Source organism: Exiguobacterium sp. 17-1, assembly GCF_023096305.1.
In the GTDB taxonomy this organism is placed as follows: Bacteria; Bacillota; Bacilli; order Exiguobacteriales; family Exiguobacteriaceae; genus Exiguobacterium_A; species Exiguobacterium_A sibiricum_A.
This window is the reverse complement of record NZ_JALIGJ010000003.1, coordinates 118,439-132,814: the sequence shown is the minus strand read 5'-3', so window position 1 is coordinate 132,814 and position 14,376 is coordinate 118,439. Positions and strand designations below refer to the sequence as shown.

The following is a 14,376-nucleotide window of genomic DNA, read 5'->3' as shown; positions in this document are numbered from 1 at the left end:
GGCTCGATTCAGAGTGGAAGAAAATAAGCAGAATCAAAACCTCAATACTGAAGAAACAACCGAGCAACAAACAGAAGCAGAAACAGTTGAAGTAACAGAAGAAGAGGTCGTCCAGGCGGATCTCGTTGAAGAACCGGCTGCACCCGACTTTGAAGCACAACTTGCGGAAGCAAAAGCATCAGAATTACGCCTTCGTGCGGATTTTGACAACTTTAAACGCCGGAACCGGATTGAAGCCGAAAACCGTGCGAAGTATTCTTCTCAGACCATCGTCGAGAAATTGCTTCCATTAGTCGATAATCTTGACCGTGCGCTTCAAATCGAATCGGACAACGAAGAAACGAAGTCTGTTTTAGCGGGTGTCGAGATGGTCAAACGTCAATTGGTGGAAACACTCCAAAATGAGGGCGTCGTTGAGATTCCAGCTGTTGGAGAAGCCTTTGATCCGAACCTGCATCAGGCAGTCGTTCAAGAGCCGAGTGAAGAACACGAATCAGGTGTCGTCACAGCGGAATTCCAAAAAGGATACAAATTACACGATCGTGTCATTCGTCCAAGTATGGTCAAAGTCGCAGAATAATCTACGTTACGATCTGATTTAACACTACTAAACTAACTATTCGAAGGTGAGGAATTTATCATGGCAAAAATCATTGGTATTGACTTAGGAACAACAAACTCATGTGTCGCAGTAATGGAAGGCGGAGAGCCTGTCGTTATCGCAAACGCTGAAGGAAACCGTACGACACCATCTGTCGTTGCTTTCAAAAACGGCGAGCGTCAAGTCGGGGAAGTCGCAAAACGTCAAGCCATCACAAACCCGAACACAATCATGTCGATCAAACGTCACATGGGTACAGACTATAAAGTTGAAGTCGAAGGCAAAGACTACACACCACAAGAAGTATCTGCCATCATTCTTCAAAAACTCAAAGCACAAGCAGAAGACTACCTCGGTGAAAAAGTAACGGAAGCGGTCATCACGGTTCCTGCTTACTTCAACGATGCAGAACGCCAAGCAACAAAAGATGCAGGGACAATCGCTGGTCTTGACGTCAAACGGATCATCAACGAGCCGACGGCAGCAGCACTTGCTTACGGTCTTGAAAAAGGCGAAGACCACACGATCCTCATCTATGACCTAGGTGGCGGTACATTCGACGTTTCGATCCTTGAACTTGGAGACGGTGTTTTCGAAGTAGTTTCAACTGCCGGCGACAGCCGTCTTGGTGGAGATGACTTTGACCAAAAAATCATCGACCACTTGGTTGCAGAATTCAAAAAAGACAACGGCATTGATCTTGCCCAAGATAAAATGGCGCTTCAACGTCTAAAAGATGCTGCTGAAAAAGCGAAGAAAGATCTTTCAGGTGTCTCTTCGACACAAATCAGCCTTCCGTTCATCACGGCTGGCGCAGCAGGTCCACTTCACCTTGAAATGACATTGTCACGTGCGAAGTTCGACGATTTAACAGCTGATCTCGTAGAACGGACGATGGCACCAACACGTCGTGCCCTCAGCGATGCTGGCATGACACCGGACAAAATTGACAAAATCATCCTCGTTGGTGGATCAACACGTATTCCTGCGGTTCAAAAAGCTGTTCAAGACTTCACAGGCAAAGAATCGTTCAAAGGGGTTAACCCGGATGAAGTCGTTGCCCTCGGAGCAGCTGTTCAAGGTGGCGTATTGACAGGGGACGTCAAAGACGTTGTCCTTCTCGACGTAACACCACTCTCACTCGGAATCGAAACAATGGGTAGCGTGATGACGAAACTGATCGACCGTAACACGACGATCCCGACTTCGAAATCACAAGTCTTCTCAACTGCTGCTGACAACCAACCAGCCGTTGACATTCATGTTCTTCAAGGTGAACGTCCAATGGCGTCAGACAACAAAACGCTCGGTCGTTTCCAATTGACGGACATTCCGCCAGCACAACGCGGTGTGCCGCAAATCGAAGTTAAATTCGATATCGATGCAAACGGAATCGTTAACGTATCAGCGAAAGATCTTGGTACGAACAAAGAACAATCGATTACAATCCAATCATCAAGCGGCTTGACTGAAGCGGACATCGACCAAATGGTCAAAGATGCAGAAGCAAACGCAGATGCTGATAACAAACGTAAAGAAGAAGTAGAACTTCGCAACGAAGCGGATCAACTCGTCTTCGCAACAGATAAAGCAGTCAAAGATCTTGGCGAGCAAATTGACGCAGCAGATAAAGAAAAAGCTGAAGCGGCAAAAGAAAAAGTCACAACTGCACTCGCAGGAACAGACGTCGAAGCCATTCGTGCTGCAAAAGACGAATTATCAACGGTTGTTCAAGAATTGACACAAAAAGTCTACGAAAACATGGCTCAACAACAAGCGGGCGCTGAAGGTGCGCAAGCAGGCGGACAAGATGACAATGTCATGGACGCTGAATTTGAAGAAGTCGACGACAAAGACAACAAATAAGTAACCGACCGATTTTTCGGGCGCTAGAGAGAGCCAAAGCGTAATCCGCGCTTTGGCTCTTTCCATGTCGCCTGAAGTTCGGTAAAATCAAACAGTATGAAATGAATCGGACCTAAAGAGAGGAAGAATGCACGTGGAAAAACGCGATTATTATGAAGTGTTAGGCGTCGCGCGCGATGCCTCAGCAGCAGAGATTAAACGAGCTTACCGAAAACTAGCTCGGACTTATCATCCGGATGTCAATAAAGAGGCGGATGCCGATCAAAAATTCAAAGAGTTGTCGGAAGCCTATGAAGTCTTGTCAGACGACAATCAACGTGCCCGTTACGACCAGTTTGGTCACCAGGATCCATCGCAAGGAGGCGGTGGCTTTGGTGGAGCAGAAGGGTTCGGCGACATCTTTGATATGTTCTTCGGTGGCGGACGCCGTCAAGATCCGAATGCCCCGCGTAAAGGACAGGATTTACAATATGTCGAAGAAATCGACTTCATGGAAGCTTTCTCTGGTGTCGAGAAAGTCATTACGATTCCAGTCGAAGAAGATTGCGGAACGTGTCACGGTTCAGGTGCTAAACCGGGAACACATCCGGAAACATGTAAACGTTGTGGTGGATCAGGACACATCAACGTCGAGCAAAATACGATGTTTGGACGTGTCGTCAATCAAACGACGTGTTCGACATGCCACGGTCGTGGACAAATCGTCAAAGAACCATGTGAAACATGCCGGGGAGCCGGTCGTGTCCGTAAAAATAAAGATGTCCGCGTCAAGATTCCAGCCGGGATCGACAATGGTCAACAAATCCGGTTAGCAGGTAAAGGGGAAGCCGGTGTGAACGGCGGACCGTTCGGTGATTTGTATGTCGTCGTCCGTGTTCGGGAACATGAATTATTTGAACGCGTTGATGACCATATCGTCATGGATATGCCGCTCACTTTCGCACAAGCGACGCTTGGAGATGAAATCGAAGTACCGACTGTTCACGGGAAAGTCAGCTTGAAAATTCCGGCCGGTACACAAACCGGTTCACGGTTCCGTTTGCGTGGCAAAGGGATGCCAAACGTCCGTTCAGGCCATCACGGGGATCAGTATGTCAATGTCGTCATCATCACACCAAAAAATCTGACGGACCGTCAAAAAGAACTGCTTCGTGAGTTCAACGAAATCAGTGATGAAAAAGGTGTCGAAGAACAACACGAAGGCGTATTCAGCCGCATCAAAACATTCTTTACAGGGTGATCACTAAAGGAGCGTGACAGGAAATGAAATGGTCAGAAGTCTGTGTCCATACGACACAAGAAGCAATCGAAGCAGTCTCGAACATCTTACATGAAGCAGGAGCAAGCGGTGTCGTCATCGAGGACGTCGAAGATTTCGAAATGATGTCACATCGTGAAGATAACTTCGGTGAGATTTGGGATGAGAAGAAGCGCGACGAATACCCGGACAGCGGTGTACTCGTCAAAGCGTATCTTGCGGAAAGCAGTGATTTGACGGATACGATTAAAGGAATCGAACGCGACATTCAGATGCTGACGAAATTCGGTCTGACGATTGGTGCAGGAACTGTCACGCTGACACAAGTCGATGAAGAAGACTGGGCCCATTCGTGGAAACAGTTTTATAAACCCGTTAAAATCAGCCGTCATTTGACGGTCGTTCCAATGTGGGAAGACTACACACCGCAACCGGATGAAAAGATCATCGAACTCGATCCCGGGATGGCATTTGGAACAGGAACGCATCCGACGACAGTCCTCTGTATCCAGGCGATTGAAAATTATCTGAAAGACAACGACCGTGTCGTCGATGTCGGAACGGGTTCAGGTGTTCTGGCGATTGCAGCAGCCAAACTCGGGGCTAAAGATGTCTTTGCGCTTGATTTAGATGAAGTCGCGGTTCGTTCGGCAACAGACAATGTGGCGTTAAACAAAGTCAGCCAGCAAGTCACGGTCCGTCAAGGCGATTTAATGAAAGAACTCAAAGAACCGGTTGAGTTGATCGTCGCGAACATTTTAGCCGAAGTCATCTTACTTTTCGTCAACGATGCCTATGAACTGACTTTACCGGGCGGTCACTTCATCGCTTCCGGAATCATCGGTCAGAAAAAAGATATGGTGCGTGACGCGATGGTAGCCGCCGGATTCACCATCGTCGAGACGACGAAGCTTGAGGATTGGGTCGCGATTATCGCGAAACGCGAGGCTTAAGCCGATGCAACGATATTTCGTCGAACAGACCGCACGTGCGGGAAATACCTTTACACTGTCAAAAGACGACGCGCATCACATGAAAAATGTCATGCGGATGGATGTCGGAGATGAGATTTTAGTGTTAGACGGCACAGGACTGTTTCGTTGCCGGCTTGACCAGCTCGATAAACAATCCGCTGTCGCCCAAATTGTCGAAGAACTCCCGATTGAGACGGAACTTCCAATTCACGTGACGATTGCTTATGCTTTACCAAAAGGGGATAAAGTAGAGCTCGTTGCACAAAAAGCGACAGAACTTGGTGTCAGCCGGTTGCTTGTGTTTGAATCGGCCCGTTCGGTCTCGAAGTGGGATGCGAAAAAAATCCCGAAGAAGCTGGAACGGCTTCAAAAAATCAGCAAAGAAGCAGCAGAACAATCATACCGGGCACACTTGCCGACGATTGAGTATGTGACGTATGATGAAGTCCTACACCGTGCAGCTGACTATACAGCGTGTCTGATTGCTTACGAAGAATCGGCGAAAGAAGGGGAGGCGGCAGCCTTTGCTTCGACGTTGTCCCAGCTTCAGTCAGGCGACTCCTTATTGGTTGTGATTGGTCCGGAAGGTGGACTGACGGAAACAGAAGTAACGCGGTTAACCGCTGGCGGATTCGTGCCGGCATCACTCGGACGACGGATTTTGCGGACGGAAACGGCACCACTCTACGTTCTATCCGCCGTATCGTATCATTTTGAATTGAAAGGGTGAGTGAAATGGCAACGGTAGCCTTTCAAACGCTTGGTTGTAAAGTCAATCATTACGAGACAGAAGCCGTCTGGCAACTGTTCAAGGATGCGGGATATGGACGTGTCGACTTTGCAGATCATGCCGACGTTTACGTCGTCAATACATGTACAGTAACGAATACGGGCGACAAGAAGAGCCGGCAAGTCATTCGACGGGCCATCCGTCAAAATCCGGACAGTGTTATCTGTGTCACAGGTTGTTATGCGCAGACGTCACCGGCTGAAATCATGGCGATTCCAGGAGTCGATGTCGTCGTCGGCACCCAGGATCGTCATAAGATGATTGGTTATATCGAACAGTTCCGTGAAGAACGGATGCCAATCAACGCTGTCGGTAACATCATGAAAGCGAAAGTGTACGAAGAACTCGACGTGCCGGCCTTTACCGACCGGACACGGGCTTCCTTGAAGATTCAAGAAGGATGCAACAACTTCTGCACGTTCTGTATCATTCCTTGGGCACGTGGTCTGATGCGTTCGCGCCAACCGGAAGATGTCCTGAAGCAGGCGCAACAGCTTGTCGATGCAGGATACAAAGAGATTGTCCTGACCGGCATTCATACAGGTGGTTACGGGGAAGACTTAAAAGACTATAACTTGGCGAAATTATTAAAAGCTCTGGAATCCGTGACAGGTCTCGAACGGCTCCGGATTTCGTCCATTGAAGCGAGTCAAATCACGGATGAAGTGCTGGACGTTCTTAAAGATTCGCCAATCGTCGTCCGGCATCTCCACGTTCCGATTCAATCGGGGTCGGATACGGTCTTGCGCCGGATGCGCCGGAAATATACGATGGCAGAGTTCGGAGAACGGATTACGCGTCTGAAGGAAGTTCTGCCTGATTGTGCGATTACGTCTGACGTCATCGTCGGTTTCCCAGGCGAGACGGAAGAAGAGTTCATGGAGACGTTTAACTTTATCAACGATCATAAGTTCAGCGAACTGCATGTCTTCCCGTATTCGAAACGGACCGGGACACCGGCTGCAATGATGGATGAACAAGTCGATGAGCACGTTAAAGAACAACGTGTTGCTCGCTTGATTGCCTTGTCGGATCAGCTGGCCAAAGAATATGCGTCGAAGTACGAAGATGAACTGCTTGAAATCATTCCCGAAGAATTTTCGGAAGAAGCAGGCGGTCGTCTGGTCGGATATACTGATAATTACTTACGTGTCGCGATTGAAGGAGACGAATCATTGATTGGTCAACTCGTTCGCGTCAAGATCACAAAAGCAGGTTACCCGATGAATGACGGGCAATTCGTTCGCGTCCTTGAGACATTAAAAGAGCAAGCCATCTAAAAGGAATTCGCCTTCCGGTTACAGGAAGGCGAATTTTGTTTTCCTGTCGATAAATTATTTTGTTTTCAGGTAACGGATACGCTACACTGAGTAAAGATTACAAAAGAGAAAGAGGACATCAACTTATGCGAATCAATAAATTTATCAGCGAAACAGGATTTTGTTCCCGCCGGGCAGCAGATAAGCTCATCGATGCCGGACGTGTGACCATTAACGGCAACGTCGCCGAGCTCGGCTCGCAGGTCGAAAAAACGGACACCGTCGAAATTGACGGACAGCCGCTTCAAGCAAAACCGGAACTCGAGTACTTGATTTTAAACAAACCTGTCGGCATTACATGTACGACGGAACGTGACATTGAAGGCAACATCATCGATTTCGTCAATCATCCGAAACGGATTTTCCCGATCGGACGACTCGACAAAGACTCGGACGGATTGATTATACTGACGAACGACGGAGATATCGTCAACCGGATTTTACGGGCAGAAAACAATCACGATAAAGAGTATATCGTGACGGTCGATGCACCGATTACGGAAACGTTTATCGAAGGAATGGCAGGCGGCGTCGAGATTCTCGGAACGACGACGAAAGAATGTGTCGTCGAACAGCTCGAGTCGCGGACGTTCCGAATCGTTTTGACACAAGGGTTGAACCGGCAAATTCGCCGGATGTGTAAAGAGTTTGGTTACCGTGTCAAACGCCTGCAACGCGTCCGGATCATGAACGTTGAACTCGGCGAATTACCAATCGGTGAATGGCGTGATTTGACGGAGTCAGAAATGAAGACGTTGTTCGAGATTCTCGATCAACAATAAGCTGAAAAAGTCGCCATGATGATGGCGGCTTTACTTGTATACATGGAAGGGGGTTCATCGTGGATAAACGTGGAATGAGTGCGACGTTCGTCGCTTATGTGATTGGTGGCTTGTTGCCAATCTACAAACTGTTCGCGGATGAAGTACCGGCGTGGACGGTCGTATCAATTCGCATCATCAGTGCCTTTATCTTTGTCACGTTATTACTGCGACTGACAGGAAAATTTAAACACGTCAAGCAACTTTGGCAAAGTAAACGCCAACGGAATACCGTTCTAGCAGCAGGACTCGTTCTTGGGGGGAACTGGACCTTGTATTTATATGCGATCGGGGAAGGGTATCTCGTCGAGTCGTCACTCGGCTATTACATTAACCCACTGGTCAGCGTCTTGTTCGGTTTATTATTTTTCGGTGAACGTCTGAATCGGGCCCAACTGCTCGCAATCGTCAGTGCCATCACGGGTGTCTTGATTTTAACGTTCGGTTACGGGAAGTTTCCGATCATTGCGTTTTCACTCGCCATCTCATTTGCCTTTTACGGTGTTCTGAAAAAGAAGGCAGCGGCAGAACCGTTATCTGGTCTGTTTCTTGAAACACTCGTGACGCTACCGTTTGCCGTATTGACGCTTGGTTTAACGGGTGCGAACCCGATTGCTCTCCCGACGGAAGCCTTGTTCGCGATCGTCATGTTAGGAGTGGCAACGGCCATTCAATTGATGTTGTTTGGATACGGAATGCCGAAAATCCCGTTCGTCTATGTCGGGATTTTACAATATATCGCTCCGACCTTGACCTTGATTCTCGGAGTCTTTTTATTCAATGACGTCTTTACACCGATTCACTTCATCGCGTTCTTGTTCATTTGGCTGGCCGTCGCTGTCTTTACAATCAGTGGGATATCAAGCGGACGAATGAAAATGAAAAAAGTATCGTGATTGAGAAAAGAGGAAATTATTCATGAATAACTCAGGTTTCATCGCAACATTATCCGCCTATATCATTTGGGGTTTGTTGCCGATCTACTGGAAATTACTTGCGACCGTCTCGAGTGAAGAGATATTAGCCCACCGAATCGTCTGGTCGTTTATTTTCTTACTGTTATTATTATCCCTTCAAAAAGCATTGCCGAAGTTTACGGGGGCATTGAAAAACCCGTTCACCCGTCGTCTTTTTTTCCTGAACGGACTGATCATTAGCATGAACTGGTTCATCTACATCTGGGCGGTCAATCATAATTTTATCGTCGAAGCATCGCTTGGGTATTACATCAATCCGATTGTCAGCATCATTTTCGGGGTGTTCTTTTTCCGGGAGAAACTGTCGCGGATTGAATGGCTCGCGATTCTACTTGCGACGATTGGTGTCTTGATCCTGACGATCGGCTATGGAAAGTTTCCTTGGATTTCGCTCGCACTGGCCTTCAGCTTTGGTTTTTATGGAGTCGTCAAAAAACAGCGACCGCTTGAATCAACGGTCAGCTTGACGATTGAAACGCTTGCTCCGTTACCGATTGCCATCCTGTTCTTAGGATATATGGGTGTCAGTGGGCAAGAGACTTTTACGTCGTCTCCCTTTGTGATGATCGGACTCTTTTTGACTGGTATCATTACCGCTGTTCCACTGTTATTGTTCGGATTTGGAGCGCAACGGATTCCGTTTACAGTCGTTGGTTTTCTGCAATTCGTTGCTCCGACGTTGTCGCTTGCGATCGGAGTTCTCCTGTATGATGAACCCTTTACGAGAACGCACTTGATTGCGTTTACATTCATTTGGTCAGCTGCCCTTGTCTTTACCTTGAATGGTTTATTGATTCGGAAAAAACAGTTACGAAAAGTCGCGTAAAAAGATAGAAGTCTGACCTCTTGCATGATAGAATGGAAACAGAGTCTAAGGGATATCCTTAAGGAGGAAATGAATCATGAATTTAGCAGGAATGATCGACCACACGGCTTTAAAAGCAGAAACGTCACGTGCTCAAATCGAAACACTTTGTAAGGAAGCACTCGAATACAAATTTGCAAGCGTCTGTGTCAACCCGACAAACGTAGCACTCGCAGCAGAACTTTTGAAATCAGACGACGCAGTTAAAGTCTGTACAGTCATCGGCTTCCCACTTGGTGCAAACACACCAGAAGTAAAAGCATTTGAAACACAAGATGCCATCAAAAACGGAGCAACAGAAATCGATATGGTCTTAAATATCGGCGCATTGAAAGACGGCGATCTTTCACTTGTTGAACGCGACATTCGTGCTGTTGTCGAAGCAGCAAACGGGACACTCGTCAAAGTCATCTTCGAGAACTGTCTCTTAACAAAAGAAGAAATTAAAACAGCTGCTGAGTTATCAGTCAAAGCAGGTGCAGATTTTGTCAAGACGTCAACTGGTTTCTCGACAGGCGGCGCAACGGTAGAAGATATCCGTCTCATGCGTGAAACAGTCGGACCTGACATCGGTGTTAAAGCTTCAGGCGGCGTTCGTGATTTCGAAGGCGCAAAAGCAATGATCGATGCTGGCGCAACACGCATCGGTGCTTCTGCCGGAATCGCCATCGTCACAGGTGGTTCTTCAGACAGCGATTACTAATTTAATCTGATAGACCGACGTGTTCTTTTTGCAACTGTTGTTGCGGGAAGGACACGTTTTTGTTTTAAAACAATTCTGAATTTGATTTTTAGGTTAAGAAGTCAGACAACCTTTCCGATAATCCATTGTAGAACAGTGGAGGGAAGTGGAAATATGTCAAAACGATTCAGTTTGTCCATACTAGCATTGACAATCGGTCTGGCGGGTTGTGGAAGTGTCATCGATGATCCGCAACAAGCAGTGAAGGAGCGTCGAAAAATGGCAGTCGTCTTATCCGATGTCGGATTAGGGGATCAATCATTCAGTGATGCAGCCATGAGCGGCATGTCCTTACTGCGTGAAAAAGAAGACTGGTTCATTGATTATAGAGAATTGAGCGAAACAAAATCATATGAAGCGGCATTTGCCACATTAGCGAAACAACAGCCGACCGTTGTCGTCGGTCTCGGTTTCATGGGACAGGCGGACTTGGAGAAAGTTGCTAAACAGTATCCAAAACAGCAGTTTGCATTGATTGATGCCGTGTCAGAACTACCGAATGTATTATCCGTCACATTTAAAGAGGATGAAGGCAGTTATCTGGCGGGGGCAGCGGCAGCAATCCAATCTGACAGTGAAACGATTGGTTTCATCGGCGGCATGAAGTCGCCGCTCATTGAAAAGTTTGAAAAAGGCTATCGGGCCGGTGCAACAGCGATTAATCCTGACATCCGTGTTCTTGTCGATTATGCGGAGGACTTTGCTGCGCCGGACAAAGGACGGGAACTGGCAAATGCTCAAATGAAAAAAGAGGCAGATGTGTTATATGCGGCAGCAGGGCTTACCGGCAGTGGTGTTCTGGAAGCGGCAGAAGAAAAAGGAAATAAGGCGATTGGTGTCGACAGTGATCAAACGGCAATTGCACCGGACGCAGTCATGACGTCGATGTTGAAACAGGTCGATCTTGCGATTACGAAAATTGGCGACAGCGTTAAGGCATCAGGTCTTCAATCCGGTCAAATCGTGTTAGGGGTCAAAGATGGAGCCATTCAATTAGCACCGATTCGTAATGCCAACTTTACAGCAAAGGAACTGCAACGACTCGAACAATTGAAACAAGAAATACTGGAAGGCAAGGTGAAGGTCCAATGACGTTACGAAAACGATTTTTAATTTCGACACTTGTGACGATTGTCAGTGTCGTCGCCCTGATGGGTTGGACATTATTCGAGCTGCGGCAAATCCAGTCTTACAATGAAGATTACGGAAAACAACTGGTTGAGATTTCAGAACTGGAGACCAAGTTACTGTATGAGCAGGCAGGCTGGAACCGGTTAGCAAGCCAGCCGTCAGAAAATCAAAAAGAACAGGTCCTTGCCTTGAGTAAAAAAAATGAAAAAGCTCTCGATTCATTACAAAAAGCTTATTTGATTGATCGGTTTAAACCCGATTTGAATCGTGCCAAAATGAAGTATACGGTCTTAGCGGAGAAACGGACGGCATTATTAAATGCGCTCGATCCAATCGCAATCCGTTCCCATGCAGCCCAGGTGGAAGGGGTACTCAGCGATTTATACACGTTACATACAAAGAACGGTGAATTTTACGATGTACTGCAACAAGAAGCGAAAGATAAAACGTTGAATCTGACGCGTTCAGTTTTAATCGCGACATTCATCCTTCTGATTGCATTAGCACTCTACAATTGGTATTTCGCCCGGAGTATCACCCGTCCAATCAGCCGGGTCGTTAAAACGGCGGAACAGATTTCGCAAGGGGATGTCTCACAACAACTGCAGGTTTCAGGACGGACGGATGAAATTGGCCGTCTCGAATCAGCAATCGCCCAAATGCAAGGGACATTGCATGGTGTTATCGGGACGATCAGCCAGACATCGTCGACCATCAATCAGATGAGCGAACAAGCGACAGCTGAAAATGCCAATATCGTCGAAGTATCCGGAAACATGACACATGCCATCAATGAAATGGCCAGTGGTACGCAAACTGTCTCAGATGACTTACAAACGACAGTCAGCACGATCACGGATATGAGTACATTGTTTGAACAAAGTGAACAACGGGCACAACAGGCGTTGAGTCAAGGACAACTCGCGGATACGACGATGGGGAAAAGTGCCACCATCATGCAGGAACAAGCGGAATCACTGGCGACGGCTACTCTCCAAAATCAGGAGCTTGGTCATAAGTTGGCTGGATTCTTGCAACAAACACAGCAAATCGAACAGATGGCGCAACTCGTCTCAAGTGTCTCGGCACAAACGAATTTGCTATCGTTAAATGCTGCGATCGAAGCGGCACGGGCAGGAGAAGCAGGACGTGGTTTTGCTGTCGTGGCGAGTGAAGTGAAAAAGCTAGCGGATGAAACACATCAAGCAACCCGCTCTATTTTCTCACTCGTTCGTTCAATTCGGGCAGACGGAGCAATTTTGCAGGAAGCGTTACTTCAATCTGAAAAAGAACAAGCACATCAGGTCCAAAACTTTGCTGAGGTGACAGCAGCATTCGAAGAAACCCGTGGTCACGTGACGGATGTAACGGAAGCCGTCCAGTTCATGACGACACAGTTACTACAATCGAAAGACCAAGCCAATCAAGTGGTCAATCAGGTCAGCTCAGTCAGTGGCGTGATGGAAGAACTGGCCGCGGGGAATGAAGAAGTGGCGGCGTCGATGCGCGATCAGCAAGCATCATTCGAACAAATTCATCAACTTATGCTGGAACTGGAACAAACGACGACTTCACTCGATCAACAAACCAGCCAGTTCAAACTGTAATTCAAAAAGAAACATCAAAAAATCCCTCATCGGAGTTATTCCGGTGAGGGATTTTGCATCAACAGTTAGTTAAAAGAAGTCACTTGGATTCAGTTCGTTTGTCCGGCCGTTGGCATTGTATTGATAACCGCCGTCATGAATCTCAAAATGAAGGTGGGGACCGGTTGAATTTCCGGTACTTCCAAGGTTACCGATTTGTTGTCCCTGTTTCACCTGTTGACCTTGTTTGACGGTCAGAGAATTCATGTGCGCATAAACGGTCGTATACGTTTTTCCGCCGATGCTGTGAGAGAGGTAGACGTGATTACCGTAAGGACCGCCTGAACTTGCCTGAATGACAGTTCCGCTGGCCGAAGCAACGACTGGCGAATTCAGTGGACCCGCAAAATCAATCCCGTTATGGTACGCATATCCGTTACTTCCGCTGGCAGCACCCATTCCTTGTGAAATGGAACCGGCAGCAGGTTTAATGAACTTTCCTGTTGCTTTTGACAGGACTTTTGTACTTGCTTTTGTAACAGAAGCAGGTTGCGCCGATTGCGCGGCTGCTTGTTTTTCTGCTAGTCGTGCAGCTCGAGCAGCTGAACGGGCAGCAGCTTCCTGTGCTTTCAATTGAGCGGCTGCATCTTTTAAGCTCAAGATATTTGTTTCGATGGAACGTTTTTCTGTCTTCAAGCGCTTCAGCAACGTTGTCCGCTTGATTTTTTCTGCCGTTAGTTCACGCTGTTTCTGTTTTAGAAGAGTGCGATCATCGATCAAATCGACACGGGTTTGCTTCAATTCTTTTTGAGCAAGTGCCAATTGATGTTTATTTTGTTCGTAATCTTTTAATAAAGAAGCGTCGCTTTCAGCAATCGTATTAAAAGCATTAAACCGGCTGATCATATCTCCGACATCCTTGGCACCGAAAACAGCTTCGAGAAGCGGATCCTCATCTGCTTTCGACTGGCGGACTGCTAACCGATCACCCAACATTTTTTCCTGCTTGTTGATCTTTTCGCGCAAGGCATCGATTTTTTGTTCCAATCGTTTAATCTGCTTACGGTTTCGATCAATTTTTTGTTGGTTTTCAACGACCTGTAACGTCAATCCATTGATTTGTTGATCAAGCGCATAGACCTTTTGCTGGGCTTTGGACAATTGAGCTGTCGTTTTCGAGAGAGCTTGTTTTTGTTTTGACTGCTGCTTATGGTTTTGCTGTTGTTTTTCTTTATAAGAACTTGCCGCTCCGACCGGATGGACAAGTGGACTGAAGAGTAATGTCATCGTCATGAGGGACAGACCTAGTGTTTGCTTTAAAGATGATTTCATAGTTGAATCAATCATTCCTTCCTAAATCAGATACATGTTATAAAATGTTACCTGTTCTACTCTAACAAGAAATAGGTCAAGTCTCCGTTACAGTTTCATTAAAAATATTATATG

At 47.0% G+C, this 14,376-nt stretch carries 13 protein-coding genes; 12 read left to right on the top strand and 1 reads right to left on the bottom strand.

Annotation, left to right across the window (positions count from 1 at the left end; translation table 11 throughout):
- Positions 1 to 13 precede the first annotated feature (13 nt).
- The 12 genes from grpE (at position 14) to MUN34_RS10280 (ending at position 12,951) form a co-directional block, all read left to right on the top strand.
- Positions 14 to 580, top strand: a complete 567-nt coding sequence (gene grpE, locus MUN34_RS10335) for a nucleotide exchange factor GrpE (protein ID WP_247857736.1) — start codon at positions 14 to 16, stop codon at positions 578 to 580.
- A gap of 60 nt (positions 581 to 640) precedes the next feature.
- Positions 641 to 2,467: a molecular chaperone DnaK gene (gene dnaK, locus MUN34_RS10330; protein WP_247857735.1), complete on the top strand. Its 1,827-nt coding sequence runs from the start codon at positions 641 to 643 to the stop codon at positions 2,465 to 2,467.
- Positions 2,468 to 2,600: 133 nt separating this feature from the next.
- Complete coding sequence (gene dnaJ, locus MUN34_RS10325; protein ID WP_012369687.1) at positions 2,601 to 3,707, top strand: molecular chaperone DnaJ; 1,107 nt, start codon at positions 2,601 to 2,603, stop codon at positions 3,705 to 3,707.
- Between the two features lie 23 nt (positions 3,708 to 3,730).
- Positions 3,731 to 4,678 carry a 50S ribosomal protein L11 methyltransferase gene (gene prmA / locus MUN34_RS10320; protein WP_026829018.1) on the top strand — a complete coding sequence of 316 codons (948 nt, stop codon included), beginning with the start codon at positions 3,731 to 3,733 and terminating at the stop codon, positions 4,676 to 4,678.
- A 4-nt stretch (positions 4,679 to 4,682) separates the two neighbouring features.
- On the top strand, positions 4,683 to 5,429 hold the full coding sequence (locus MUN34_RS10315; protein ID WP_247857734.1) for a 16S rRNA (uracil(1498)-N(3))-methyltransferase: 747 nt from the start codon (positions 4,683 to 4,685) through the stop codon (positions 5,427 to 5,429).
- Between the two features lie 5 nt (positions 5,430 to 5,434).
- A complete protein-coding gene (gene mtaB / locus MUN34_RS10310; protein ID WP_247857733.1) occupies positions 5,435 to 6,769 on the top strand; it encodes a tRNA (N(6)-L-threonylcarbamoyladenosine(37)-C(2))-methylthiotransferase MtaB in 1,335 nt (444 codons plus the stop codon).
- Positions 6,770 to 6,894: 125 nt separating this feature from the next.
- On the top strand, positions 6,895 to 7,590 hold the full coding sequence (gene rluF / locus MUN34_RS10305; protein ID WP_247857732.1) for a 23S rRNA pseudouridine(2604) synthase RluF: 696 nt from the start codon (positions 6,895 to 6,897) through the stop codon (positions 7,588 to 7,590).
- Positions 7,591 to 7,649: 59 nt separating this feature from the next.
- A complete protein-coding gene (gene rarD, locus MUN34_RS10300) occupies positions 7,650 to 8,525 on the top strand; it encodes an EamA family transporter RarD (RefSeq protein ID WP_026829014.1) in 876 nt (291 codons plus the stop codon).
- Between the two features lie 22 nt (positions 8,526 to 8,547).
- Positions 8,548 to 9,432, top strand: a complete 885-nt coding sequence (rarD, locus tag MUN34_RS10295) for an EamA family transporter RarD (protein WP_247857731.1) — start codon at positions 8,548 to 8,550, stop codon at positions 9,430 to 9,432.
- Positions 9,433 to 9,508: 76 nt separating this feature from the next.
- Positions 9,509 to 10,174, top strand: a complete 666-nt coding sequence (gene deoC / locus MUN34_RS10290; RefSeq protein ID WP_026829012.1) for a deoxyribose-phosphate aldolase — start codon at positions 9,509 to 9,511, stop codon at positions 10,172 to 10,174.
- A 153-nt stretch (positions 10,175 to 10,327) separates the two neighbouring features.
- Positions 10,328 to 11,305 carry a BMP family lipoprotein gene (locus MUN34_RS10285; RefSeq protein WP_247857730.1) on the top strand — a complete coding sequence of 326 codons (978 nt, stop codon included), beginning with the start codon at positions 10,328 to 10,330 and terminating at the stop codon, positions 11,303 to 11,305.
- A complete protein-coding gene (locus MUN34_RS10280) occupies positions 11,302 to 12,951 on the top strand; it encodes a methyl-accepting chemotaxis protein (RefSeq protein WP_026829010.1) in 1,650 nt (549 codons plus the stop codon). The genes MUN34_RS10285 and MUN34_RS10280 overlap by 4 nt, the downstream gene beginning before the upstream one ends.
- A 69-nt stretch (positions 12,952 to 13,020) precedes the next feature.
- Here the strand turns inward: MUN34_RS10280 and MUN34_RS10275 are convergent, their stop codons facing one another.
- The gene (locus MUN34_RS10275) at positions 13,021 to 14,223 is read right to left on the bottom strand and encodes a murein hydrolase activator EnvC family protein (RefSeq protein WP_247857729.1); all 1,203 of its coding nucleotides are present in this window, start codon (positions 14,221 to 14,223) and stop codon (positions 13,021 to 13,023) included.
- Positions 14,224 to 14,376 lie beyond the last annotated feature (153 nt).